Here is a 23677-nt window from a genome sequence, read left to right as displayed (position 1 = left end):
GGAAGACCAGATGGACCTCGGCATCTCCGGGCGCACCGCCCTCGTCACCGGCGGCGACTCCGGCATCGGCTGGCACACCGCCCAGCTCCTGCTCGCGGAGGGCGTCACCGTCGTCCTGAGCGACAAGGACCAGGGGAAGCTCGACGAGGCGGCCGCCCGCCTCGGCGCGGCGGACGGGACGCTGCACGCCTTCGCCGCCGACGTCACCAGCGTCTCCGAGCTCGCCGCCCTGCACGAGCGGACGGCCGAGGCCGTCGGCGAGATCGACATCCTCGTGCAGTGCGCGGGCGTCACCGGCGCCCAGGGCCTCTTCCACGAGATCGACGACGAGGGCTGGACCAGCACGCTCGAGACCGACCTGCTCGGCCCCGTCCGCCTCGTCCGCGAGTTCCTGCCCGACCTGCGCTCCGGAGGCTGGGGCCGCCTCGTGCTCACCGCCTCCGAGGACGCGGTGCAGCCCTACGACGACGAGCTGCCCTACTGCGCGGCGAAGGCGGGCGTGCTGGCGCTCGCCAAGGGGCTCTCCCGCTCCTACGCCCTCGAGGGCCTGCTCGTGAACGCGGTGTCGCCGGCCTTCATCCACACGCCGATGACCGACGCGATGATGGACAAGCGCGCCGACGAGAACGGCACCTCGAAGGAGGAGGCGATCTCGTCCTTCCTCGACGAGGAGCGGCCCTACATGGAGCTGAAGCGACGGGGCCGGCCCGAGGAGGTCGCCGCGGTCATCGCGTTCCTCTGCTCGGAGCGCGCCTCGTTCGTGAACGGCTCGAACTACCGGGTCGACTCGGGCTCGGTCGCGACGATCTAGCCCCGGGCCCCCGGCCCCCGCAGTCCCGGCGCCGTCCAGGTCGCGCACCCCGCGCGTCCGGGCGACGTCCAGCCGAAAGAGTCACAATCGAAGTCGGGTTTTCCGCATCCCGGCACTGTCAGAGAAAGGAACGGTCCATGACCACCACCCTCGAACGCCACGTCGAAGCCCCCGCGGGCTCCGGAGCGAAGACCAGCCGCCGCCAGAACGCCGAGAAGGGCTTCAAGGCCTCCAAGGAGCTGCTCGACAGCCTCCAGATCGTCCTCGTCGACCTGATCGAGCTGCACGTCCAGGGCAAGCAGGCGCACTGGAACGTCGTCGGCAAGAACTTCCGCGACCTCCACCTCCAGCTCGACGAGATCATCGAGGCCGCGCGCGAGTTCAGCGACGACATCGCCGAGCGCATGCGCGCCCTGCACGGCATCCCGGACGGCCGCAGCGACACCGTCGCGGCGACCACGACGCTCCCGGAGTACCCGCACGGCGAGATCGACACCGCCGAGACCGTCGACCTCATCACCGTCCGCCTCGAGAACACCGCCGCCACCATGCGCGAGGTGCACGACCAGGTGGACGACGAGGACCCGACGAGCGCCGACCTCCTGCACGCGATCATCCAGAGCCTCGAGCAGTACGCCTGGATGGTGTCGGCCGAGAACCGCACCACCTCCGCCGCGAAGTAGCACCACCGCACCACCCGTCGAGGGACCCCGCCACCGCGGGGTCCCTCTTCGCATACCACGAGCCGCCTGCGCCGGCGTCGCCTGTGGTCGACTCGGCTCCGCCGCGCCGCCTGTTCTCCCAGCGCCTGCGGCGCGAACAGGGCTCCCCTCCCCATGCGCGTCGGGATCCCCGTCATCCGCAGTGCTGGTGCCATGGGTCTCGATACGCCCTCCGGGCTGCTCGACCAGCATGCAGAGGCGAGCGAGTGGACGCGCAACGGGGTCTGGTGGACGGACGCAGCCCGGTTCGGGTCCATTCGTCGAGATCCGTGCTGTCGAGTGGTCTCGGGCAGGGCCCTGCTCGGCGCACGAGGCCCATTGCGGGTCCGTTCGCGGAGCGGACCTGATCGAGCAGCCCGCGCGCAGGGCGCATCGATCGCCTGCTGATCGAGCAGTCCGCGGAGCGGGCGTCTCGAACGGTGAAGCCGCCTCGCGTCTCCCTGATGAGGGAAAGGACCCGGCTGCGCCGCGTCATGGTGGTCGAGTAGCCCCGCAGGGGCGTATCGAGACCGGCTGTCATCAGCAGGGCCGGTCTGCAGACTCGTCCTTCTTGCGCTGGTGGATCTCGATACGCCCGTTGCGCGGGCTACTCGATCAGCATGGTTTTCCCGGTACGGACAAGGTGATCTCTCCTGGGAGATACCCGTCGTCCGCAGTGCTGGTTCCGGGGGTCTCGATACACCCCGCGGGCACCTCGACCGGCGCGGTGCAGCGGCCCCGATCCCGCCCCCAGCCCCCGACAGTAGGGTCGAGGCCATGAGCACGCAGGTTTCCGAGCTGTTCGACGCGCGCCGCTGGGCGCCGGTCGACGGGTTCGACGGTCTCGAGGACATCACCTACCACCACGACCGGTCCGGCCGCATCGCCCGGGTCGCGTTCGACCGGCCGGAGGTGCGCAACGCCTTCCGCCCGCGCACGGTCGACGAGCTGTTCCGCGCACTCGAGGACGCGCGGACGAACCCGCGCATCGGCGTCGTCATCCTCACCGGCAACGGCCCCAGCCCGCGCGACGGCGGCTGGGCGTTCTGCTCGGGCGGCGACCAGCGCATCCGCGGCCGCGACGGCTACCGCTACTCGGACGGCGAGACCGCCGAGGGCATCGACTCGGCGCGCAACGGCCGCCTGCACATCCTCGAGGTGCAGCGGCTGATCCGCTTCATGCCCAAGGTCGTCATCGCCGCCGTCCCCGGCTGGGCGGCCGGCGGCGGGCACTCGCTGCACGTGGTCTGCGACCTGACGATCGCCTCCGAGGAGCACGGTCGCTTCAAGCAGACCGACGCCGACGTCGGCTCGTTCGACGCCGGCTACGGCTCCGCCTACTTCGCCCGCCAGATCGGCCAGAAGAACGCCCGCGAGGTGTTCTTCCTCGCCCGCGAGTACTCTGCGCAGCGCGCCTACGAGATGGGTGCCGTGAACGCGGTCGTCCCGCACGCCGAGCTCGAGGCGACCGCCCTCGAGTGGGCCGAGACGATCCTGACCAAGTCGCCCACCGCGATCCGGATGCTGAAGTACGCCTTCAACGCGGTCGACGACGGCCTCGTCGGCCAGCAGCTCTTCGCCGGCGAGACCACCCGCCTCGCCTACGGCACCGATGAGGCCGTCGAGGGGCGCGACTCCTTCCTCGAGAAGCGGGCGCCCGACTGGTCGCCCTTCCCGTGGCAGTTCTGACGGTGGCGGCTGGGACCGGGTCATCGCGTTCCGGGGCGGAGCGGCGATGACCCGCCCGCTCGCCTCCGTCGACGCGGCGCCGGAGAAGGTGCTCATCGCCCTCCGCGCGGCGCTCGACGGCAGCGGTCCCGCGGTGCGGATCGCCGCTCCGGGAGTGGAGTCGGACCCGGAGGCGGACGCGTCCGTCCCGCAGCGCGTCGCCGTGGTCGTCGAGACCTCCGGCTCGTCCGGCCCGCCCAAGCGCGTCGCGCTCGCCACCTCGGCGCTGCTGACCAGCGCCTCCGCCACCCTCGCCGAGCTCGGCGGTCCCGGCCGCTGGCTGCTCTGCCTGCCGACGCACTACGTGGCGGGAGTGCAGGTGCTGGTCCGCTCGCTGACCGCCGACGCCGACCCGGTCGTGCTGCCGGCCGGCGGCTTCGACGCCGCCGCCTTCCTCGCCCTCGCCCGGACGATGCCCGCGGGGGAGCGGCGCTACTCGTCGCTGGTCCCCGTGCAGCTCGCCCGGCTGCTCGACCTCGCGGAGAGCGTGCCCGCCGAGGCCGCGGTCCTCGCCTCCTTCGACGCGCTGCTGATCGGCGGCCAGTCGACCCCGCAGACGCTGCGCGACCGGGCCGCCGCGCTCGGCGTGCGCATCCGGCTCACCTACGGCTCGAGCGAGACCGCCGGCGGCTGCGTCTACGACGGCGTCCCGCTGCGCGACGTCCGGATGCGCGTGGTCGACGGCCAGGTCCTCCTCGGCGGCCCGACCCTCGCGGAGGGCTACCTGGACGCGGACGGCGGCCTCGACGCGGAGCGCAGCGCCGCCGCCTTCGTCTCGCTCGACGGCGAGCGCTGGTACCGCACCGGCGACGCCGGCGTCGTCGAGGACGGCCGCCTGAGCGTCACCGGCCGCCTCGACCGGGTGATCGTCTCGGGCGGGGAGAAGGTCTCGCTGGACGCGGTCGAGCGAGTGCTGCGCGACGGGCTCCTGCCCGACGCGGTCGTGGTGCGCCGCTCGGACGCGCAGTGGGGCGAGGTGCCGGTCGTCGCGACGACCGCGTCGGACGCCGACCTGGCGCGGGTGCGCTCCGAGGTGGTCGAGCGGCTCGGCCGTGCGGCCGGCCCGGCGGCGGTCCTGGCCCTCGCGGAGATCCCGCTGCTCGCCTCGGGGAAGCCCGACCGCCGCACCCTCGAGAGCCTCGCGGCGGAGGGAGCGGTCTGAGGACAGGCCCGGACGGGGGCGGAGAACGACGCGTCGCCCGGCGGCCGACGGCCCGGGACGGGCAGGGACCACTCGGTAGGATTCCCTCCGTGTCGAGTTCGAGTCGCAAGAAGAAGCCGTCGGCGAAGCCCCGGAGCGGTCGCCCCGGCGGCGACCCCCGCCGCGTCGTCGTGCAGCCCGCCGGCCCGCGCGAGTGGATCGCCGGAGCCCGGCTGCGGACCCTCCCGCTCGCGATCGCCCCCGTCCTGATCGGCACCGGAGCGACGCAGGTCACGGACGAGGGCTGGCACTGGGTGCGCGCCCTGCTCTGCCTCGTCGTCTCGCTCGCCCTGCAGATCGGCGTGAACTACGCCAACGACTACTCCGACGGCATCCGCGGCACGGACGCGAACCGCGTCGGCCCCTCGCGGCTCACCGGGTCGGGTGCCGCCAAGCCGCGCGCGGTGCTCACGGTCGCGCTGGTCTTCTTCGGGATCGCGGGCGTCGCAGGCCTCGTGCTGACCTTCCTGTCCGGCTTCTGGTGGTTCCTGATCATCGGCGCCGCCGCGATCGCCGCTGCCTGGTTCTACACCGGCGGCCGGCGCCCCTACGGCTACCTCGGCCTCGGCGAGCTCTTCGTCTTCGTCTTCTTCGGACTCGTCGCCACCGTCGGCACGACGTTCGTGCAGATCGGCCGCGCGAACCAGGAGTCCTGGCTCGGTGCCGTCGCCGCGGGCCTGTTCGCCTGCGCCGTGCTGATGGTCAACAACATCCGCGACATCCCGACGGACCGGCTCTCCGGCAAGCGGACCCTCGCGGTCGTCGTCGGCCCGACCATCGCGCGGGCGATGTACAGCGCCTTCGTGCTGGTGCCGTTCGGGATCGCGGTCGTGCTGGCGCTGTTCTACCCGCTCGCCTGGCTGACGCTCTTCGTCCTGCTGGCGGTCCTGCCGGCCATCCTCATCACCCTGACCGCGCGCACGGCGAAGGAGCTCATCCTCGCCCTGCAGCTGACCAGCCTGAGCGGCCTCGCCTACGCCGCGATCCTCGGCGCGGCCCTCGCCTTCTGACCGCGTGGTGCGCGTCCCGCGCGCCTCATGCTGGTCGAGTAGCCCCGCAGGGGCGTATCGAGACCCTCCGTCACCGAGACGCTGAGTCTGCAGACCACCGTGCCGACGGTGGTGGATCTCGATACGCGCGCCGCGCGCGCTACTCGATCAGCATGTGGGGTGCGCCCGCTGCGCGAGGGACGCCTCTTCCTTGCTGGTCGAGTAGCCCCGCAGGGGCGTATCGAGACCCACCGTCACCGAGCGGCGGGGCGAGCAGGCCGATCTCGCGGCGGGGTCAGGCGCCCGGGCGGCCGTCGCGGGCCGCGTCGACCGCGGCGTCCTCGATGTCGTCGTCGGTGGGCGTGCGCGGGACGTCCTTGCGGCGCTCGTAGATGGCCTCGGCGATCCGCTCGCGGGGCTTGCGCAGCACGATGTAGGAGAGCGACATGCTCGCGATGGCGGCGACGAAGCCGGCGGTCACCGCCGCCGTCAGCTCGGAGTCGACGAAGGAGCGCGCCGGCAGGTACACCAGCACGAAGACGCCGGCGAACATGGCCAGACGCAGGAGCGAGTAGACGACGACCGCGCGGCTCAGTTTCACCGGGCAAGTGTACGTCGGCCCCTGCATGCGCGTCCGTGAGCACCCCGGGAGCTCCCTGTCCAGCATCCGTGCGCCCGGATCCTTCGAGGACCCCGGACGTACACTGGACAGCATGATCCGCCTGTTCATCGGCCTGCTCGTGGCCCTCGCCGTCTTCACGGTCTACACCGTGATCGACGTCGCCCTGAGCAATCGCCACTCGGTGCGCGCGATCCCCAAGTGGTCGTGGGTCCTCGTGGTCCTCCTGCTGCCGATCATCGGCGCGGGCCTCTGGTTCTGGATCGGCCGCCCTCGCAAGCAGCGCTCCGAGGGCCGCCGTTTCACGGCTCCGGACGACGACCCCGACTTCCTCGGCACCCTCCGCCGCGAGCGCGATCCGGAGAAGGAGCGCGAGCAGGCCGAGCGCATCGCCCAGCTCGAGCGCGACCTCGCCGATCTCGACGACTCCGGCGAGTCGGACGGCACCGGCCGTCGGGATGCCTGACGCGGCTCCGGTCGCCCCCTCCACCCGTTTCGCGGTCGACCTCCTCACCCGCTTCGTCGCGCTCGGCGTCCGCGACGTCGTCGTCTCACCCGGCTCCCGCTCCCAGGCACTCGCGCTCGTCGCGGCCGAGCTCGAGACCCGCGGCCGCATCCGGCTGCACGTCCGGATCGACGAGCGCTCCGCCGGATTCCTCGCCCTCGGCCTCGCACTCGAGACCGGTTCGCCCGCCGTCCTGATCACGACCTCCGGTACCGCGACCGCCAACCTGCACCCCGCCGTGCTCGAGGCCGACGCGTCGGACGTGCCGTTGATCGTGCTCACGGCCGACCGCCCCGGCGAGCTGCGCGGCATCCGCTCCAATCAGACCACCGACCAGGTCGAGCTGTTCGGCCGCGCCGTCCGCCTCTTCGAGGACGTCGCGGCCCCCGACGCGCAGACGCCGGCGGAGTCGGCCTGCGCCCTCGCCGACCGCGCGCACGCCGCGGCATCCCGCCCGGGCGGCCCCGTGCACCTCAACCTGGCCTTCCGCGACCCGCTGTCCTCCCGCCTGCCCGCCTTCGACGTGCCCGAGCCCGGATCCGCCGCACCGGCCCCGGACGAGGCCGCGGTCGCCCCGGAGACGATCGCCGCCGGCCCGCTCGAGCCCCTCACCGTCGTCATCGCCGGCGACAAGGCCGGGGCCGAGGCCGAGGCGCTCGCCCGCGCCGGCGACTGGCCGCTGCTCGCCGAGGTCTCCTCCGGGGCCCGCTTCGGTCCGCAGCTCGTCGTCGCCTGGCGACGCCTCCTCGCCGAGCCCGGGTTCGGCGGCCGCGTCCGCCGGGCGATCGTCCTCGGCCACCCGACCCTCTCCCGCGAGGTCCCGGAGCTGCTGCGCCGCGAGGACGTCGAGGTGATCGTCGTGGACCGCGGTCGCCGCGAGTTCTACAACCCCGGCCGCCGTGCGCGCAGCGTCCGCGCCCTCGCCGTCGTCCGTCCCGAGGACTCGCCGCGGCCCGAGCGGTCGGAGCGCGCCTGGGCCGGCTCCTGGGTGTCGGCGAGCCGCGCGCTCGTGGCCGACGCCGACCCCGACGCGATCCCCGAGGCGCCCGACGGCGGCTCGATGTCGATCGAGGACCGCCGGGGCTACGCTCGGAACGCCCTGACAGCGATCCGCGCGCCGCTCACCCGCGAGTTCGTCGTCGCCGCGGTCTGGCGCGTCACCTGGCCGCACGACCGCCTGCTCTTCGGTGCCTCCCGCCTCATCCGCGTCGCGGACGGCTCGCTGCCCGGCAAGCGGATCACCGTGCACTCCAACCGCGGGCTCGCCGGCATCGACGGCACGGTCTCGACCGCTCTCGGCATCGCCGTCGCCTCGCAGTCCGCCGATGCGGGCTCGGGCGGCGCCACCCGCGTCGTCCTCGGCGACCTCACGCTCCTGCACGAGGCGGGCGGACTGCTGCTCGCCCCGGGCGAGCGCCGGCCCCGGGTGCAGCTGGTCGTGGTGAACGACGGCGGCGGCACCATATTCGACGGCCTCGAGGTCGCCACCAGCTCGGCGCCCGACGCCTTCGACCGCGTGCAGTTCACGCCGCAGACCGTCGACATCGCGTCCCTGGCGACGGCCTACGGCTGGTCGCACCGCCTCGTCGCCACCCGCGGCGAGCTGGAGCAGGCGCTCACCTCGCCGGGCGAGGGACCGGGCATCGTCGAGATCGTGCTCGAGCGCTGATCTCCCGCCCCGGCGGCCGCGGCCGTCAGCTCAGGGCGTCGAGGATCGGCCGGAACTTCATGCCCGTCTCCGCGAGCTCGGTGGCGGGGTCGCTGTCCGCGACGATGCCCGCACCGGCCCACGCGGTGACCGCGCCGTCGGGGGTGACCTGCGCGCTGCGCAGCCCCACGGCCCACTCGCCGTCGCCGTTGCCGTCGATCCAGCCCACCGGACCGGCGTAGCGGCCGCGGTCGAACGGCTCGAGCTCCTCCAGCAGGGCGAGCGCCCGGTCGGTCGGCGTGCCGGCGACGGCGGCGGTCGGGTGCAGGGCGTCGACGAGGTCGAGCGCGGTCGAGGCGTCGTCGAGCGTCCCGCGGACGTCGGTCGCGAGGTGCCACAGGTTCGGCAGCTTCAGAGCGAAGGGCTCCGGAGTGGTCGTGAGCGCACCGGTGTGCGGCCGGAGCTCGCGCAGCAGGCTGGCGATGGCGAACGCGTGCTCGGAGCGGTCCTTCGGGCTCGCGAGGAGGGCGCGCACGATCGCGGCGTCCTCCTCCGCGTCGCCGCCGCGCGCGCTGGTGCCGGCGAGGACGCGCGCGGTGACCGCGCCCTGGTCGACCCCCACGAGCGTCTCGGGACTCGCGCCGAGGAAGCCGTCGACCGCGAAGGTCCAGCAGTCCGGGTAGCCGTTCGCGAGATCGCGGAGCAGCCGACGGCGGTCGGCGTCCCGGGGGAGCCGTCCCTGCAGGTCCCGGGCGAGGACGACCTTCTCGAGGGCGCCCGAGCGGATCGAGCCGACGGCCGACGCGACCGCGGCTCGATACGCGTCCGGCGTCATCGCGCCGGGGAGGAGGGGGAGGCGGAACTCGTCGCCGAAGGGCAGCGGAGCGCGGACCGCCGTCGAGCCGGCCGTCTCGTCGGCCGTCCGGATGCGGGTCACCCACGACCGCCCGCCCCGCGAGCCGATGACCACGCGAGGGACGATCAGGACGCTCGTCGCGCTCGACCGGCTGGAGAAGGCGAAGGCCCCGAAGGCCACCAGTCCCGTGCCCGGGGCGCCGAGCGGATTCGCGACGACGGCCGCAGCCGACAGTTCGCGCCACGCGGCGGAGGCCTCGCGGATGCGATCCGGGCCGGAGAACTCCAGCCGCAGCGCCTCGCCGAGCCCGGCCAGTCCTGCGCCGCCGCGCTGCCAGAGCAGCGGCTGCCGCGGATCGACGCGGGTGATCAGCTCGTGCGGACCGTCGAGCGGTGTCGTCTCGGCGTGGAGGGGAGGAGCTCCGGCCCCGGTCGATGTCACTGCTCCACAGTACGCCCGCGTCGGAAAGCGAGACGTTGTGCGCCGGGACCACCCTCGCCCGGGGGTCCGCTGCTACGGTTTCCTCGTCCGGGGCCGCCGCAGCTAGGCGGAGCAAGGCGGCCCCGGCACCTCCGCCCCGTCCCGCTCCCTCCGCGCGGCTCCGCCGGTCCGGCGCCGGTCGCCTGAGCGGATGTGCAAGGGCAGTGGATGCACAGCCGCCACTCCGCTCCTCGCCCTAGACTCGTTGATCGTGACAAAGGCAGACCTCACCAAGCGGCCCGACGAGGTCGCTGCCATGTTCGACACGGTGGCGCCCGCCTACGACCTGACGAACACCGTCCTGTCCGTCGGCAACGACCACCTCTGGCGGATCGCCACGACCCGCGCCGTCAACCCGGCACCGGGCGAGCGGATCCTCGACGTCGCGGCCGGCACCGGCACCTCGAGCGCCTCGCTGGCGCGCTCCGGAGCGCAGGTCGTCGCCGCGGACTTCTCCCGCGGGATGATCTCGGTCGGCCGCCGCCGGCACGCCGAGAACGAGCTCATCGAGTTCGTCCTCGCCGACGCGATGAAGCTCCCCTTCGAGGACGACTCCTTCGACGCCGTCACCATCTCCTTCGGCCTGCGCAACGTCTCCGAGCCGCGGACGGCGCTCGCCGAGTTCTTCCGCGTCGTCAAGCCCGGCGGCCGCGTTGTGATCTGCGAGTTCTCGACCCCGCCGCTCAAGCCGCTCGCCGTCGCCTACGACTTCTACCTGACGAAGGTCATGCCCGTGATCGTCGGCCTCGCCTCCTCCAACGACCCGGCCTACGACTACCTCGGCGACTCCATCCGCGCCTGGCCCGAGCAGAAGGTCGTCGCGGGCTGGCTCCGTGCCGCCGGCTTCGAGCGCGTCGCCTACCGCGACCTCACCGCCGGGATCGTGGCCCTGCACCGCGGGATCAAGCCGATCGCGGTGACCTGATGCGCGCCCAGGGGCCTGCCGGGCCGAGACGTTAGGGTTTGAGTGTGAACGCCAGTGCGCCCGTCGCCCGCCGCAGTCCGTCTCTGACGGCGCAGCTCGGCCTCTCCGAGCGCATCTTCTCGACCGCTCCGGACCGCGCTCTCGCGCGCGCGATCGACGACGGGCTCGAGCGGGTCGAGGCCGGCATGGTCCAGCAGCTGTCCTTCGCGGACGCGGTCGCCGACGTCTCGACGCGCTACCTGCTCGAGGCCGGCGGCAAACGGGTGCGGCCGATGCTCACCCTGCTCACCGCGCAGCTCGGCCGGGGCAACACCCCCGAGGTGCTCAGCGCCGCGCAGGCCATCGAGATCACGCACCTCGGCTCGCTCTACCACGACGACGTCATGGACGAGGCGGAGAAGCGCCGAGGCGTTCCTTCGGCGCAGACCGTCTGGGGCAACAACGTCGCCATCCTCACCGGCGACCTGCTCTTCGCCCGGGCGAACCAGCTGATGACCGAGCTCGGTGAGCGCGCGATCCGGCTGCAGACCGACACCTTCGAGCGCCTCGTGCTCGGCCAGCTGCACGAGACCGTCGGCCCGAGCGCCGGCGAGGACCCGGTCGAGCACTACCTCGGCGTCCTGGCCGACAAGACCGGCTCGCTGATCGCCGCCGCCGCCCGCACCGGCGTCGTCTTCTCGGAGGCGCCCGCGCCCTTCGAGGAGGCGGTGCGCGTCTTCGGCGAGAAGATCGGCGTCGCCTTCCAGATCGTCGACGACGTGATCGACCTCTCGCCGCAGCCGGAGGAGACCGGCAAGAACCCGGGCACCGACATCCGCGCCGGCGTCTCGACGCTGCCGATCCTGCGCCTGCGGGAGCGCGCCGCGACCGACCGCGACGCGGCCGTGCTGCTCGCCCGGATCGAGAGCTACGTCAGCCGCACGAACGACGCGATCGCGCACACCGACGAGCAGAGCGCCGACATCTCCGACGCCATCGCGCAGCTGCGCGACCACCCCGTGACGGCGCAGACCCTCGCCGAGGCCCACGCCTGGGCCGATGAGGCCGTCGACGCCCTCGCCCCGCTGCCCGACGGGCCGGTCCGCAAGGCGCTCACGCGCTTCGCCGACACGGTCGTCGACCGCAACGGCTGACCGAATCGTCGCGGCGCGCATTCGAGCGCCGCAGGAATGAGTCCGGAGACGCGCCTCGGCGCCCCGGCAGGAGGAATGCAATGACCAAGCTCAGGCTGGCCATCGTCGGCGCGGGTCCCGCGGGCATCTACGCCGCCGACCTCATGATCAAGGCCGAGAAGAAGTACGACGTCTCGATCGATCTGTTCGAGCACCTGCCGGCGCCCTACGGACTCGTCCGCTACGGCGTCGCCCCCGACCACCCGCGGATCAAGGGCATCATCACGGCGCTCCGCGAGGTGCTCGACCGCGGCGACATCCGCATCTTCGGCAACGTGCACTTCGGCACCGACATCACGCTCGAGGACCTCAAGCGGCACTACAACGCCGTCATCTTCTCGACCGGCGCGATCCGCGACGCTCCGCTCGACGTCCCCGGCGTCGAGCTGGAGGGCTCCTACGGCGCCGCCGACTTCGTCAGCTGGTTCGACGGGCACCCCGACGTGCCGCGCACCTGGCCGCTCGAGGCCTCGTCCGTCGCCGTGATCGGCAACGGCAACGTCGCGCTCGACGTCTCGCGGATGCTCGCGAAGCACGCCGAGGACCTCCTGCCCACCGAGGTGCCGCCGAACGTCTACGACGCGCTGGCCGCCTCGCCCGTCACCGACGTGCACGTCTTCGGCCGCCGCGGACCGGCGCAGGTCAAGTTCACCCCGCTCGAGCTGCGCGAGCTCGGCGAGCTGCGCGACGTCGACATGGTCGTCGCCGACGAGGACTTCGTGCTCGACGCCGCCTCGCAGGCCGCCATCGAGACGAACAAGCAGGTCATGGTGATCAACCGGGTGCTGAACCAGTGGCGCACCCGTGAGGTCGGCTCCGCCTCGCGCCGCCTGCACCTGCACTTCTGGGCCAAGCCGCTCGAGCTCGTCGACGACGGCACCGGCCGCGTCTCGGCCATCCGCTACGAGCGCACCGAGCCCGACGGCGAGGGCGGCACGCGCGGCACCGGCGAGATCCGCGAGATCGCGGTCCAGGCCGTCTACCGCGCCGTCGGCTACTTCGGCTCCCCGCTGGACGGCCTGCCGTTCGACGAGATGCGCGGCGTCATTCCGAACCGCGAGGGCCAGGTGCTGGACGACGACGACGAGCCGGTGCACGGCGTGTACGCCACCGGCTGGATCAAGCGCGGACCGGTCGGCCTGATCGGGCACACCAAGTCGGACGCGATGGAGACCGTCGGGCACGTGCTCAACGATCAGGCGTCCTGGTGGACCCCGGCGCACCCCGAGGAGTCGGCGGTCGTCACCCTGCTCGAGGAGCGCGGCGTCGCCTACACCGACCTCGACGGCTGGCACCGCCTCGACGAGCACGAGCAGGCGCTCGGCGCTCCGCAGGGCCGCGTCCGCGTGAAGGTCGTCCCGCGCGAGGACATGATCTCGATCTCGCGCGGCGAGACCGTCTCGAGCTGAGGCGCGTCCGTCGGAAGGGCCCTCGGAGCGATCCGGGGGCCCTTCGGCGTCTCCCGGATGTCGGAGGGCTCCCCTAGGATTCGGGCACCGCTGACGGACGGAGACCGCATGACCCCCTCGACCCTCGGAGAGGCGGGGCCGCGCGACGCGGGTCCGCACGACGTCATCCGGGTGCGCGGCGCCCGGCAGAACAACCTGCGCGGCGTCGACGTCGACATCCCGAAGCGCCGGATCACGGTGTTCACCGGCGTCTCGGGCTCCGGCAAGTCCTCGCTGGTCTTCGGGACGATCGCGGCCGAGTCGCAGCGGCTGATCAACGAGACCTACTCGGCGTTCCTGCAGCAGTTCATGGGCTCGCCGGCCCGGCCGGACGTCGAGTCTCTCGACGGGCTGTCGGCGACGATCGTCGTCGATCAGGAGCGGATGGGCGCGAACGGCCGCTCCACCGTCGGCACCGCGACCGACGCCTACACGATGCTCCGCATCCTCTTCAGCCGGATCGGCGATCCGCACGTCGGCACCAGCGGGGCGTTCTCGTTCAACCTGCCCGAGGGCATGTGCCCGCGCTGCGAGGGCACTGGCCGCGTCTCCGACATCGACCTCGACGCGCTGCTCGACCGCTCGAAGTCGCTCGAGGGCGGAGCGCTCGACGCGATCCCGAACTTCGTCGTCGGCGGCTGGTACTGGAAGAGCCTCGCCGAATCGGGGCTCTATCCCGCCGACGTGCCGATCGCCGATTTCACTCCTCAGCAGCTCGACGACTTCCTGTACAAGCCGGCCGTCAAGATGCCGATCGCCGGCATCAACATGACCTACGAGGGTCTCGTGGTCAAGGTGACCCGCCTGTACCTCGCGAAGGAGGCGGCTCAGCCGCACATCCGGGCCTTCGCCGAGCGGGTGGCCGCCTTCGGCCCCTGCTCGGAGTGCGGGGGAGCGCGGCTCACCCGCGCGGCCCTGGGTTCGCTGATCGCGGGCCGGAACATCGCCGAGTGCTCGTCGATGCAGGCGACCGATCTCGCGGAGTGGCTGCGCGGGGTGCGCGACCCCTCCGTCGCCCCGATCGTCGAGGCGCTGCTGGGCACGCTGGACGCGCTGGTGCAGGTCGGGCTCGGCTACCTCTCGCTCGACCGCGAGTCCGGGACGCTCTCCGGCGGCGAGGCGCAGCGGGTGAAGATGGTGCGGCACCTGGGGTCGAGCCTCACCGACATCACCTACGTCTTCGACGAGCCCACCGCCGGACTGCACCCGCACGACGTCTCGCGGGTGATCGAGCTGCTGCGGCGGCTCCGCGACAAGGGCAACACGGTGCTCGTCGTCGAGCACAAGCCGGAGATCATCGCCGTGGCCGACCACGTCATCGACCTCGGGCCGCGAGCCGGCTCGCACGGCGGCGAGATCCGCTTCGAGGGCTCGGTCGAGGCGCTGCGCGACTCCGACACCCTCACCGGGCGCCACCTCGACCACCGGGTGCCGCTCAAGAGCGAGGTGCGGCGGCCCACGGGCGTCGCCGAGATCCGCGGCGCGTCCACGCACAACCTGCGCGGCGTCGACGTCGACGTGCCGCTCGGGGTGCTCACCGTCGTCACCGGCGTCGCCGGGTCGGGCAAGTCCTCGCTGATCCACGGCTCTCTGGCGAAGCGGCCGGGGGTGATCGTCGCCGACCAGTCGCCGATCCGCGGCTCGCGGCGCAGCAACCCCGCCACCTACACCGGCGTGCTCGATGCGATCCGCACCGCCTTCGCGAAGGAGAACGGCGTCAAGGCGGCCCTGTTCAGTGCGAACTCCGCGGGCGCCTGCCCGGTCTGCAAGGGCGCGGGGCTGATCTTCACGGAGCTCGGCCCGGCCGCGACCGTCTCGTCGATCTGCGAGGAGTGCGAGGGCAAGCGGTTCACCGCGGAGGTGCTCGACTACCGGCTGCGCGGGAAGAACATCCACGAGGTGCTCTCGATGCCCATCGTCGAGGCGGCCGAGTTCTTCGGATCCGGGCCGGCGCACACGATCCTGGCCCGGCTCGTGGACGTGGGGCTCGGCTACCTCACCCTCGGGCAGCCGCTGAACACGCTGTCCGGCGGCGAGCGGCAGCGGCTGAAGCTCGCGATCAACATGGCCTCGAAGGGCTCGGTCTACATCCTCGACGAGCCGACGACCGGCCTGCACCTGGCCGACGTCGACAACCTGCTCGGCCTGCTCGACCGCCTCGTCGACTCCGGCTCCTCGGTGATCGTGATCGAGCACCACCAGGCGCTGATGGCGCACGCCGACTGGATCATCGACGTCGGCCCCGGGGCGGGGCACGACGGCGGGTCGATCGTCTTCGAGGGGACGCCGGCCGACCTCGTCGCCGGTGCGCAGACCCGCACCGCCGACGCGCTGCGGGCGTACACGGCCTGACCGCGAAACGGTAGTCCAGAGGCGAGGGGACGTCTGTGCTGATCGAGCAGCCCGCGAAGCGGGCGTCTCGAGATCGACCAGCGTCAGAGCAGGAGGCTGCAGACCTGCCGTGCTGAGGACGGCGGGTCTCGATACGCCCCTGCGGGGCTACTCGACCAGCATGAAACGCAGGGTGGTCGAGTAGCCGCGGAGCGGCGTATCGAGACCCGCGCTCGTCGAGGGCTGCTCGGTCAGCGCGAGAAGGGGCCGCTCAGGGCCGCCCACTGCAGCAGCATGATCGTCTTCGCGTCGATGATCTGGACGCCGATCTGCGCGAGGGCCTCGTCGAAGGACAGCTCGACGAGCTCGGTGTCCTCGCCCTCGTCCGCGAGCCCGGCGTAGACGCCGTCGCTCGAGCCGGCGCGGTAGGGGCCGGCGTAGAAGTGCAGCGTCTCGGTGATCGAGCCGGGGCTCATGAACGCGTCGAAGACGTGCTCGAGCCGGCCGACCTCGAGGCCGGTCTCCTCCGACGCCTCGCGGCGCGCGCCCTCCTCCGGACCGTCCTCGTCGAGCAGACCCGCCGGCACCTCGAGCAGCATGCCGTCGAGGTTGCCGTTGACGTAGGTGGGGTAGCGGAACTGCCGCACCAGCACGACGGAGCGCGCCTCGAGGTCGTAGAGCAGCACGGCCGCGCCGTTGCCGCGGTCGTAGGTCTCGCGGTGCTCGGTGGTCCAGCGGCCGTCGCGGTGCCGGTACTCGAACTCGGTGGTGCGCAGGACGTACCAGTGGCTGGAGAGGAGGGTCACCGACTTGACGACCACGTCGGGGTTGCCGGTGAGGTCGTGGCCCTCGCGGTCGAGGCCGGTGCGGCCCCGCGCGTCGGGGGCGTCGATGCCGGGGCGGGTCGGCGTGCTCTCGGAGTGCGACATCCCTCAGCGGAAGTTGACGAACTGGAGGTCGAGGTCGAGGTCGGCCCCGCGCAGCAGCGCCATCGTCGCCTGGAGGTCGTCGCGGCTCTTCGACGAGACGCGCAGCTCGTCGCCCTGGATCTGCGACTTGACCGACTTGGGCGCCTCGTCGCGGATCAGCTTGTTGATCTTCTTCGCCTGCTCCTGGTCGATGCCGTCCTTGAGCGTCGACTCGATCCGGTACTCCTTGCCCGAGGCGAAGGGCTCGCCGGAGTCGAGGCTCTTGAGGCTGATGCCGCGCTTGATCAGCTTGGTCTGGAAGACGTCGAGGATGGCGTTCGCCCGCTCCTCGGTGTTCGCCTTGATCAGGATCTTCTCGCCGCTCCACGCGATCGAGGCGCCGACGTTCTTGAAGTCGTAGCGCTGCTCGACCTCCTTGTGGGCCTGGTTGAGGGCGTTGTCCGCCTCCATCTTGTCGACCTTGCTGACGACGTCGAACGTTGAATCTGCCATGCCTTCGAGCTTAGCTTTCGCGCCCCGGCGGGGCGGATCCGGAGGCGCGCCTGGTACGAAGGGACCGTGCGCCGCCTCCCCGCCCTGCTGATCCTGCCGCTCCTCGGCCTCGTGCTCGTCGGCTGCACCCGTCCCGCGGAGCCCGCGATGGAGTACGAGGACGGACTGGTGACCGTGCCGCCGGCCGCCGCCGCGCCCGCCGCAGCCGACCCGGCACTGCTCGAGGATCCGGACGAGACGGCGGCGACGCCCGTCCGGCAGCTCACGAGCGGCGACTGGCTCGCCGGAACCGCCGAGGGCAGCGGGATCCCGGTGCGGGCGCTCACCGCCTACGCGGGCGCGGCGCTGCTGACCTCCTCCGTCGACCCCGGCTGCGGGCTCGACTGGGCGACGCTCGCCGGCATCGGCTACGTCGAGAGCCGCCACGGCACGATCTTCAGCGGCGAGCTCGGCGAGGACGGGCGCCCGACCGAGCCGATCTACGGGCCCTCGCTGGACGGCACGCGGTTCGACCGCGTCGAGGACAACGACGGCGGAGCGCTGGACGGCGACCCCGAGACGGACCGCGCGATGGGCCCGCTGCAGATCATCCCCGCCACCTGGATGCGCTGGGCCTCGAGCGGCTGGGATCCGCAGAACGTCGATCAGCAGGCGGTGACCGCCGCGCGCTACCTCTGCCAGGCGGGCGGCGACCTGACCACGCAGTCGGGCTGGCGCGACGCGATCGCGGCGTACAACCCGGCGACGAGCTACGCGGGCAAGGTCGCCGAGGCGGCGTCACGCTATGCCGCGGCGGCGGGCTGAGGCCGATTTCCGATCCGGGGAGCACGTGGGTATCCTTGTCCAGCGCCTTCGGTCGAGAGCTTGACTCCCGGTCGGGTGCGCGACGGCGAGTTACCCTAGCGGCCAAAGGGATCTGACTGTAAATCAGACGGCGTAGCCTTCGGGGGTTCGAATCCCTCACTCGCCACAGCATCGAGACCGAACGACTGCACGATCGAAGCCCCGCACCAGCCTCCCGAGGCGGCGAGCGGGGCTTCCTCCGTCTCCCGGTCCTTCGCGCGCGTGGGTCTCGATACGCGCCTGCGGCGCTGCTCGACCAGCACGAGGAGGGCCGTCCGCCGCGCGGTCGACTGCTGCTCGTCCGCCGCGGCGCCGTGCGCTCATGCTGATCGAGTAGCCCGCGCAGCGGGCGTATCGAGATCCACCCACGTCAGCAGGATGAGTCTGCAGACCCGCCCTGCTCATGACGGCGGGTCTCGATACGCGCCTGTGGCGCTGCTCGACCAGCAGGGGGAGGACCGTCCGCCGCGCGGCCGATCACTGCTCGACCGATGCAGCGCCCTGCCCGGCTGCCGATCGAGTCGCCGCGAGGAACTGCTCGAGGGAGAGCGGGGCGCGGCCCGTCAGGCGCTCGACGTCGCCGGAGACGTGCTGCATCTCGCCGGCGGCGACGGCGGTGTAGGTGCTGATCCAGGCGTCGAGCTGCCAGTCGGGGGCGTTCCAGCGGCGGCGGGAGGCGCGCGCCTCCTCGAGGGTCTCGTCGACGAAGACCGCGGGGTGGCCGGCGGCGGTGAGGACGGCCGCGATCTCGTCGAAGGTGAGGGCCTCGGGGCCGGTCAGCTCGTAGGTCGCGCCGCGGTGCTCCTCGGGGGCGCGCAGGATCGCGGCGGCGGCGCGGGCGACGTCCTCGCGGGCGACGATCGCCGCGCGGCCGGTGCCGGCCGGGCCGCGGATCGCGCCGTCGTCGCCGAGCATCGCGGGCACGAAGTCCAGATAGAGGTTGTCGCGGAGGAAGGTCCACGACATCCCGGAGGCGCGGATCGCCTCCTCCGTCGCGGCGTGGTCGCGCGCGAGCGTGAAGGTGGCGGTGGGGGAGGCGCCGGCGAAGGACGTGTAGACGACGTGCTCGACGCCCGCGGCGGCGGCGGCCGCGACCATCGAGAGGTGCTCGGCGAGCCGGTCCTCGTTCTCGGCCGCGGACACCATCAGCAGGAGCCGGACGCCGTCGAGCGCATCGCCCGGATCGGTGAAGGACGAGCGGACGGCCGTCGCCCCCGGCAGCTCGGGCGCACGCGAGGGGTCGCGGGCGAGGAGGCGGAGGGGGAGGCCGGCGTCGGCGAGCAGGCGCGCGACGCGGCCGCCCACCGCCCCGGTGGCTCCGGTCACGGCGATCGGGGGCTGAGGGGTCACGGCGGCGCTCATGCCCCCATGATCCTCCGCGGGCCCGGTCGCCGTCTGCCCCGCCTGCGTCCGTCCCCGCCGGACCGGCCGGTCCCTAGGCTGGACGCATGAGCGCCCACGCCTCCCTCCTCGCCATCGCCCGCTCGATCGCCGTCGAGGCGGCGCACCTCGCCCGGCAGCGCCGCCAGGACGGGGTCGAGATCGCCGCCTCGAAGTCGTCGCCGGAGGACGTGGTCACGGCCGCCGACCGCGAGGTCGAGCAGCTGATCCGCCGTCGGCTCGCCGAGGCGCGGCCGGACGACGGCTTCCTCGGCGAGGAGTCCGGCGCGGGCGGCGGGACGAGCGGACTCACCTGGGTCGTCGATCCGATCGACGGCACGGTCAACTACCTCTACGGCATCCCCTCCTACGCGGTCAGCATCGCCGTGGTCGAGGGCGAGCCGGAGCCGGAGACCTGGATGGCGCTCGCCGGGGCGGTCGTGAACGGCGCGACCGGCGAGGTCTACACCGCGAGCCGGGGCGGCGGGGCCGAGCGCGACGGGGTCGCGCTGCACGTCACTCCGCCCGCCTCGCTCTCGCTGGCGCTGGTCGGCACGGGCTTCGGCTACGACGCCGGGCGCCGGATGCGCCAGGGCGCGGTCGTGCAGGAGCTGCTCGGCTCGGTGCGCGACATCCGCCGCATCGGCTCGGCAGCGCTCGACCTCTGCGCGGTCGCCTCCGGGTCGCTGAACGCGTACTACGAGCGCGGTCTGAACCCGTGGGACCTCGCGGCGGGCGCCCTCGTGGCGGAGGAGGCCGGAGCGATCGTCGCCGGCTTCGACGGCCGCCCGGCGGGCAACGGGCTGCTGATCGCGGCCCCGGAGCCGGTCTTCAGCGAGCTCGAGGCTCTGCTGCGGCGGCTGCGCGCCGACGAGGTCTGATCGGGGACCGGTTCCGCGCGGAGTCGGTGCATGCGCGCGCATGATCGCGCAGGATCCGAGCGCCGAGCGCGGATCCGGCGACGAGGATCCGGCCTCTGCGCGACCCGCTCTGGCCGGATCGGGAGTCCGTGGTTATCCTTTATGAATTCGTGACATTCGCACAGGATGCGGTCGCGGACCCCCGAGAAGCGCTTCGACTCCCTGGCGGAGCGCCGCTCGTCCCCTGCCCCCGACGGAAGATCCGGATTTCGTGAGCCCCGATTCGCCCTTGCCCGCTGCCTCCGCATCGACCCCCGGCGAATCCGTCCCACCCCTCACCCGTCGCGAGCTGCGCGAGCGCGAGCGCGCCCAGGCACTGGCCGCCGACGCGCAGGACGAGGGAGTGCCGGTCGCCCCGGCCGAGCTCCGCGACGCCGAGCTGCGGGTCGCCTCCGTCCGCTCCGCGCCACCGGCGCCCGTCTCCGCACCTCGCGTCGCACCGCTCCGGCCCGTGCGCTCCAGCCGCCGGATCGGCGGTCTCGTCGCGCTCTCGTTCGTCGCCGCGATGGTCGCGGCGACCTCGCTGCCGGCCACGTCGCTCCTCACGGCCGAGGAGGTGCAGGCGCAGAACCTCGTCGTCGCGCCCGGCGGCACCGTCGACCGCGGAGCGCAGTCGTTCACCACCGGCGAGGTCAGCGCCGAGACCGTCGCCCGCGACGGCTTCGGCGTGCAGGAGCGCAAGACGCAGACGGACGTCGCCGCCATCGGCCGCACCTCCGACGCCGGCTTCACCAACGACCCCAACGCCTCGATCCAGTGGCCCTTCGCGGTCGGCGTGCCGGTGGGCGACCGCTTCGGCTACCGCAACTGCGCGGGCTGCTCGGTCAATCACGGCGGCACCGACTTCAACCCGGGCAACGGCTCGCCGATCCAGGCGATCGCCGACGGCGTGGTCCGCACCGTGATCGACGGCGAAGGCTCGCTCGGCGTGCACGTCATCGTCGACCACGAGATCGACGGCCAGCTCGTCTCGAGCGTCTACGCGCACATGCAGCACGGCAGCGCGGCGGTCAACGAGGGCGACCCGGTCAAGGTCGGCCAGCTGCTCGGCCTCGTCGGCACGACCGGCATGTCGACCGGGCCGCACCTGCACTTCGAGATCCGCCTCGACGGCGTGACCAAGGTCGACTCCTACCTCTGGCTCAAGGCGAACGCCGGGCGCTGAGCCGCCGCGGGCCCGCCCGCTCCCGTTCGATCTGCAGGCGATCCGCGTCGCAGCGCCCGTTCCGCCGCGGCAGCGCAGCCCGCGGCGGCGGATCACCTGCAGATCGAACTCTGGGACGTCAGTCTTGGCGTAGCCAGACCGTCGTGTCACCCGGCAGCGCCGGCTCGTGCAGCTCCTCGGAGGAGAGCACGACCGTGCCGACCGGCAGCTCCACCAGCGACGAGCCGGTGTTCGCGATCACGGTGACGCCGCCGTTGCGGAACGCCACGACGTCCTCCGGGTAGCCCTCGAGCCACTCGATCGTGCCCGAGCCGAGGTCCTCCGCGCGGCGCACCGCGAGGAGCTCCCGGTAGAGCTCGAGGGTCGACCCCTCGACGCCGGTCTGGCGGTCGCGCGCGAACGGCGCCCAGTCGCCGGGCTGGGGGAGCCAGGAGTCGCCGGAGTCGTTGAAGCCGTAGGCGGGCGCGTCGGCCTCCCAGGGCAGGGGCACGCGGCAGCCGTCGCGGCCGTAGCGCTCGCCGTTCGTGCGGAACCAGGTCGGGTCCTGACGTGCAGCGTCGGGCAGGTCGATCGCCTCGGGCAGGCCGAGCTCCTCACCCTGGTAGACGTAGGCGGAGCCGGGCAGCGCCAGCATCAGCGCGGTCGCGGCCCGCGCGCGGCGGAGGCCGAGCACCGGGTCGGGCAGGCCCGGGGTGCGCGGGCCGATGCCGTAGCCCTGCGGGTTGTCGGAGGTGAGGGCGAGGCGGCTGGCGTGGCGCACGACGTCGTGGTTCGAGAGGACCCAGGTCGAGGGTGCGCCGACCGCGGCGAACGAGCTCAGCGAGGAGTCGATGATGTCGCGCAGCGCGGGTCCGCTCCACGGCGTCTCGAGGTAGGCGAAGTTGAAGGCCTGGTGCATCTCGTCGGGACGCACCCAGCGGGCGAGCTTCGAGAGCGGCTGCACCCACGCCTCCGCGCAGAGCACGCGGTCGGCCGGGTACTCGGCGAGCAGCGCGTGCCAGTCGCGGTAGATCTCGTGCACGCCGTCCTGCGCCCAGTAGGGAGCGGTGACGGGCTCGGCGTCGTCGCCCGGCGCCACGCCTCCCATCGAGCCGCTGTCGGCGGGCGGGGTGTAGTCGGGCAGGCCCTCGGCCTTGATCATCCCGTGCGCCACGTCGACGCGGAAGCCGTCGACGCCGCGGTCCAGCCAGAAGCGCAGGACCTCGCGGAAGCGCTCGCGCACCCACTCGTCCGTCCAGTCGAAGTCGGGCTGCGAGGTGTCGAAGAGGTGCAGGTACCACTGGCCGGGGGTGCCGTCGGGCTCGGTGACCCGGGTCCAGGCGGGTCCGCCGAAGACCGACTCCCAGTTGTTCGGCGGCAGCTCGCCGGAGGGGCCGCGGCCGTCGCGGAAGAGGTAGCGCCCGCGCTCGTCGCTGCCGGCGGGAGCGGCCAGGGCGGCCTGGAACCAGCGGTGCGCGCTCGAGGAGTGGTTGGGGACGAGGTCGACGATCACCCGGATCCCGAGCGCGTGGGCGCGGGCGAGCATCGCGTCGAAGTCGGCCAGCGTGCCGAAGAGCGGGTCGACGTCGCAGTAGTCGGCGACGTCGTAGCCGGCGTCCTTCTGCGGCGAGGTCATGAACGGCGAGAGCCAGATCGCGTCGATGCCGAGCTCGGCCAGGCTGTCCAGGCGCGAGGTGATGCCGGGGAGGTCGCCGATGCCGTCGCCGTCGGCGTCCGCGAACGAGCGCGGGTAGATCTGGTAGATGACCGCGGTGCGCCACCACTCCGCACCGGGCCGGCCGGCCGCCTCCGGGAACGAGACGGGGGAGCTCCCGGGAGCAGGGGAGTTCTCGGGCGCGCCGGAGAGAGCGGAGTCCAGGGTCATGGCATCAAGGGTAGCGGGCGCCCCGGAAGCGCCCGGCCCGGCGCAGGCGCCGCCTGGCCTAGGGTCGATGGGTGAGCGAAGAGACCCCGGTGGCCGCCCGCGCCCGACGCCGGAGGGCCCTGCTCTGGGTGGTGCCGCTGCTCGTGCTGCTGATCGGCGGGCTGTTCGCGGTGACGCTCGCCGTCGGCGGCTACGCGCTGCGGACGATGACCGGCGGCTAGGCGGTCGCGGCCGGGCCGTCCTCGTCCTCGGGCTGCGGGGCGCTCGAGCGCTCGGCGGCCTCCTCGGACGCGTGCGCCGTCTCCGGACCGGTCGCCCGCGAGGCGTCGTCCGCGCGCTGCACGGCGTCGGCGAGCTCGTCCGAGACGAGGAACCCGGTGGAGACGGCCTCGGCCCGGTAGGCGGCGCGGCCGACCATGTGCGCCGAGATCGGCACGGTCAGCAGCTGGAAGCCGATCACCAGGACGACGGTGCCCGCGGCGGCGAAGCCGGGGTTCCGGATCGCGACGGCGAGCATCACGCAGACGATGCCGAGCACCTGGGGCTTGGTGCCCGCGTGCATCCGGGAGAGCAGGTCGCCGAAGCGGAGCAGGCCGATCGCGGCGACCAGCGAGAGCAGGGCGCCGACGGTGACGAGCACGGCGGTGACGACGTCGAGGAGCACGTCCAT

The 23677-nt window shown here is 72.9% G+C and carries 22 protein-coding genes and 1 tRNA gene; 16 read left to right on the top strand and 7 right to left on the bottom strand.

All coding sequences use genetic code 11. The annotated features are described in order from the left end of the window. Positions 1-10: 10 nt before the first annotated feature. The 5 genes from MT350_RS11815 to MT350_RS11795 all read left to right on the top strand — a co-directional run bounded on the left by MT350_RS11815 (position 11) and on the right by MT350_RS11795 (position 5451). Positions 11-811: an SDR family NAD(P)-dependent oxidoreductase gene (locus MT350_RS11815; RefSeq protein WP_123736791.1), complete on the top strand. Its 801-nt coding sequence runs from the start codon at positions 11-13 to the stop codon at positions 809-811. 137 nt (positions 812-948) lie between these two features. Continuing rightward, positions 949-1494: a Dps family protein gene (locus tag MT350_RS11810; protein ID WP_123732843.1), complete on the top strand. Its 546-nt coding sequence runs from the start codon at positions 949-951 to the stop codon at positions 1492-1494. A gap of 795 nt (positions 1495-2289) precedes the next feature. Further along, on the top strand, positions 2290-3201 hold the full coding sequence (locus MT350_RS11805) for a 1,4-dihydroxy-2-naphthoyl-CoA synthase (protein WP_123447867.1): 912 nt from the start codon (positions 2290-2292) through the stop codon (positions 3199-3201). 46 nt (positions 3202-3247) lie between these two features. Next, positions 3248-4402 (top strand): AMP-binding protein, encoded by a 1155-nt coding sequence (locus MT350_RS11800; protein WP_243615957.1) that lies wholly within the window; start codon positions 3248-3250, stop codon positions 4400-4402. A gap of 89 nt (positions 4403-4491) precedes the next feature. Beyond that, a complete protein-coding gene (locus MT350_RS11795; RefSeq protein ID WP_372487876.1) occupies positions 4492-5451 on the top strand; it encodes a 1,4-dihydroxy-2-naphthoate polyprenyltransferase in 960 nt (319 codons plus the stop codon). 274 nt (positions 5452-5725) lie between these two features. Here MT350_RS11795 and MT350_RS11790 read toward each other — a convergent pair whose 3' ends face one another. Further along, positions 5726-6031 (bottom strand): DUF4229 domain-containing protein, encoded by a 306-nt coding sequence (locus tag MT350_RS11790; RefSeq protein ID WP_159422135.1) that lies wholly within the window; start codon positions 6029-6031, stop codon positions 5726-5728. A 112-nt stretch (positions 6032-6143) separates the two neighbouring features. On the opposite strand from MT350_RS11790, the gene MT350_RS11785 reads away from it, so the two are divergent. Next, entirely contained in the window at positions 6144-6515 is a 372-nt protein-coding gene (locus MT350_RS11785) for a PLD nuclease N-terminal domain-containing protein (protein ID WP_123447864.1), read from the top strand. Next, positions 6508-8223 (top strand): 2-succinyl-5-enolpyruvyl-6-hydroxy-3-cyclohexene-1-carboxylic-acid synthase, encoded by a 1716-nt coding sequence (gene menD, locus MT350_RS11780; protein WP_243598318.1) that lies wholly within the window; start codon positions 6508-6510, stop codon positions 8221-8223. Before MT350_RS11785 ends, menD begins: the two co-directional genes overlap by 8 nt. A gap of 25 nt (positions 8224-8248) precedes the next feature. Here menD and MT350_RS11775 read toward each other — a convergent pair whose 3' ends face one another. After that, positions 8249-9499, bottom strand: coding sequence for an isochorismate synthase MenF (locus tag MT350_RS11775; RefSeq protein WP_243598319.1), 1251 nt, complete (start codon positions 9497-9499; stop codon positions 8249-8251). Positions 9500-9749: 250 nt separating this feature from the next. On the opposite strand from MT350_RS11775, the gene ubiE reads away from it, so the two are divergent. The 4 genes from ubiE (at position 9750) to MT350_RS11755 (ending at position 15435) form a co-directional block, all read left to right on the top strand. Beyond that, positions 9750-10463, top strand: coding sequence for a bifunctional demethylmenaquinone methyltransferase/2-methoxy-6-polyprenyl-1,4-benzoquinol methylase UbiE (ubiE, locus tag MT350_RS11770; protein ID WP_243598320.1), 714 nt, complete (start codon positions 9750-9752; stop codon positions 10461-10463). A gap of 44 nt (positions 10464-10507) precedes the next feature. Further along, the gene (locus MT350_RS11765) at positions 10508-11596 is read left to right on the top strand and encodes a polyprenyl synthetase family protein (protein WP_243598321.1); all 1089 of its coding nucleotides are present in this window, start codon (positions 10508-10510) and stop codon (positions 11594-11596) included. Positions 11597-11676: 80 nt separating this feature from the next. Further along, the gene (locus MT350_RS11760; protein WP_243615956.1) at positions 11677-13044 is read left to right on the top strand and encodes an FAD-dependent oxidoreductase; all 1368 of its coding nucleotides are present in this window, start codon (positions 11677-11679) and stop codon (positions 13042-13044) included. Between the two features lie 108 nt (positions 13045-13152). Further along, positions 13153-15435: an excinuclease ABC subunit UvrA gene (locus tag MT350_RS11755; RefSeq protein WP_243615955.1), complete on the top strand. Its 2283-nt coding sequence runs from the start codon at positions 13153-13155 to the stop codon at positions 15433-15435. Between the two features lie 230 nt (positions 15436-15665). Here MT350_RS11755 and MT350_RS11750 read toward each other — a convergent pair whose 3' ends face one another. Next, positions 15666-16343, bottom strand: a complete 678-nt coding sequence (locus MT350_RS11750) for an NUDIX domain-containing protein (protein ID WP_243615954.1) — start codon at positions 16341-16343, stop codon at positions 15666-15668. Positions 16344-16346: 3 nt separating this feature from the next. Then, on the bottom strand, positions 16347-16835 hold the full coding sequence (locus MT350_RS11745; protein WP_123447856.1) for a YajQ family cyclic di-GMP-binding protein: 489 nt from the start codon (positions 16833-16835) through the stop codon (positions 16347-16349). Positions 16836-16901: 66 nt separating this feature from the next. On the opposite strand from MT350_RS11745, the gene MT350_RS11740 reads away from it, so the two are divergent. Both MT350_RS11740 and MT350_RS11735 read left to right on the top strand, forming a co-directional pair. Then, entirely contained in the window at positions 16902-17639 is a 738-nt protein-coding gene (locus MT350_RS11740; RefSeq protein ID WP_243615953.1) for a hypothetical protein, read from the top strand. A gap of 84 nt (positions 17640-17723) precedes the next feature. Then, a tRNA-Tyr gene (locus tag MT350_RS11735) sits at positions 17724-17805 on the top strand. A gap of 350 nt (positions 17806-18155) precedes the next feature. Here the strand turns inward: MT350_RS11735 and MT350_RS11730 are convergent. Further along, on the bottom strand, positions 18156-19040 hold the full coding sequence (locus MT350_RS11730) for an SDR family oxidoreductase (RefSeq protein ID WP_123737417.1): 885 nt from the start codon (positions 19038-19040) through the stop codon (positions 18156-18158). 86 nt (positions 19041-19126) lie between these two features. On the opposite strand from MT350_RS11730, the gene MT350_RS11725 reads away from it, so the two are divergent. Next, entirely contained in the window at positions 19127-19939 is an 813-nt protein-coding gene (locus MT350_RS11725; protein WP_243598326.1) for an inositol monophosphatase family protein, read from the top strand. 268 nt (positions 19940-20207) lie between these two features. Continuing rightward, on the top strand, positions 20208-21143 hold the full coding sequence (locus tag MT350_RS11720; RefSeq protein ID WP_279391991.1) for a M23 family metallopeptidase: 936 nt from the start codon (positions 20208-20210) through the stop codon (positions 21141-21143). A gap of 118 nt (positions 21144-21261) precedes the next feature. On the opposite strand, the gene MT350_RS11715 is transcribed toward MT350_RS11720, so the two are convergent. Next, positions 21262-23007 (bottom strand): alpha-amylase family glycosyl hydrolase, encoded by a 1746-nt coding sequence (locus MT350_RS11715; RefSeq protein WP_243598327.1) that lies wholly within the window; start codon positions 23005-23007, stop codon positions 21262-21264. A gap of 71 nt (positions 23008-23078) precedes the next feature. On the opposite strand from MT350_RS11715, the gene MT350_RS11710 reads away from it, so the two are divergent. Continuing rightward, on the top strand, positions 23079-23228 hold the full coding sequence (locus tag MT350_RS11710) for a hypothetical protein (protein WP_243615952.1): 150 nt from the start codon (positions 23079-23081) through the stop codon (positions 23226-23228). Here the strand turns inward: MT350_RS11710 and mnhG are convergent. Beyond that, a complete protein-coding gene (mnhG, locus tag MT350_RS11705; protein WP_243615951.1) occupies positions 23225-23677 on the bottom strand; it encodes a monovalent cation/H(+) antiporter subunit G in 453 nt (150 codons plus the stop codon). The two genes, MT350_RS11710 and mnhG, sit on opposite strands and share 4 nt — an antisense overlap.

It is taken from the genome of Rathayibacter sp. VKM Ac-2928, from assembly GCF_022815545.1.
Lineage (GTDB): Bacteria > Actinomycetota > Actinomycetes > Actinomycetales > Microbacteriaceae > Rathayibacter > Rathayibacter festucae.
Note: the sequence above shows the minus strand (reverse complement) of the source record. Positions and strands in the feature narration are given on the sequence as shown.

Coding starts and splice junctions, on each gene's coding strand:
- MT350_RS11815 (WP_123736791.1), top strand. CDS start 11: ATGGACCTCGGCATCTCCGGGCGCACCGCCCTCGTCACCGGCGGCGAC.
- MT350_RS11810 (WP_123732843.1), top strand. CDS start 949: ATGACCACCACCCTCGAACGCCACGTCGAAGCCCCCGCGGGCTCCGGA.
- MT350_RS11805 (WP_123447867.1), top strand. CDS start 2,290: ATGAGCACGCAGGTTTCCGAGCTGTTCGACGCGCGCCGCTGGGCGCCG.
- MT350_RS11800 (WP_243615957.1), top strand. CDS start 3,248: ATGACCCGCCCGCTCGCCTCCGTCGACGCGGCGCCGGAGAAGGTGCTC.
- MT350_RS11785 (WP_123447864.1), top strand. CDS start 6,144: ATGATCCGCCTGTTCATCGGCCTGCTCGTGGCCCTCGCCGTCTTCACG.
- menD (WP_243598318.1), top strand. CDS start 6,508: ATGCCTGACGCGGCTCCGGTCGCCCCCTCCACCCGTTTCGCGGTCGAC.
- MT350_RS11760 (WP_243615956.1), top strand. CDS start 11,677: ATGACCAAGCTCAGGCTGGCCATCGTCGGCGCGGGTCCCGCGGGCATC.
- MT350_RS11755 (WP_243615955.1), top strand. CDS start 13,153: ATGACCCCCTCGACCCTCGGAGAGGCGGGGCCGCGCGACGCGGGTCCG.
- MT350_RS11750 (WP_243615954.1), bottom strand. CDS start 16,343: ATGTCGCACTCCGAGAGCACGCCGACCCGCCCCGGCATCGACGCCCCC.
- MT350_RS11745 (WP_123447856.1), bottom strand. CDS start 16,835: ATGGCAGATTCAACGTTCGACGTCGTCAGCAAGGTCGACAAGATGGAG.
- MT350_RS11730 (WP_123737417.1), bottom strand. CDS start 19,040: ATGAGCGCCGCCGTGACCCCTCAGCCCCCGATCGCCGTGACCGGAGCC.
- MT350_RS11725 (WP_243598326.1), top strand. CDS start 19,127: ATGAGCGCCCACGCCTCCCTCCTCGCCATCGCCCGCTCGATCGCCGTC.
- MT350_RS11715 (WP_243598327.1), bottom strand. CDS start 23,007: ATGACCCTGGACTCCGCTCTCTCCGGCGCGCCCGAGAACTCCCCTGCT.
- mnhG (WP_243615951.1), bottom strand. CDS start 23,677: ATGGACGTGCTCCTCGACGTCGTCACCGCCGTGCTCGTCACCGTCGGC.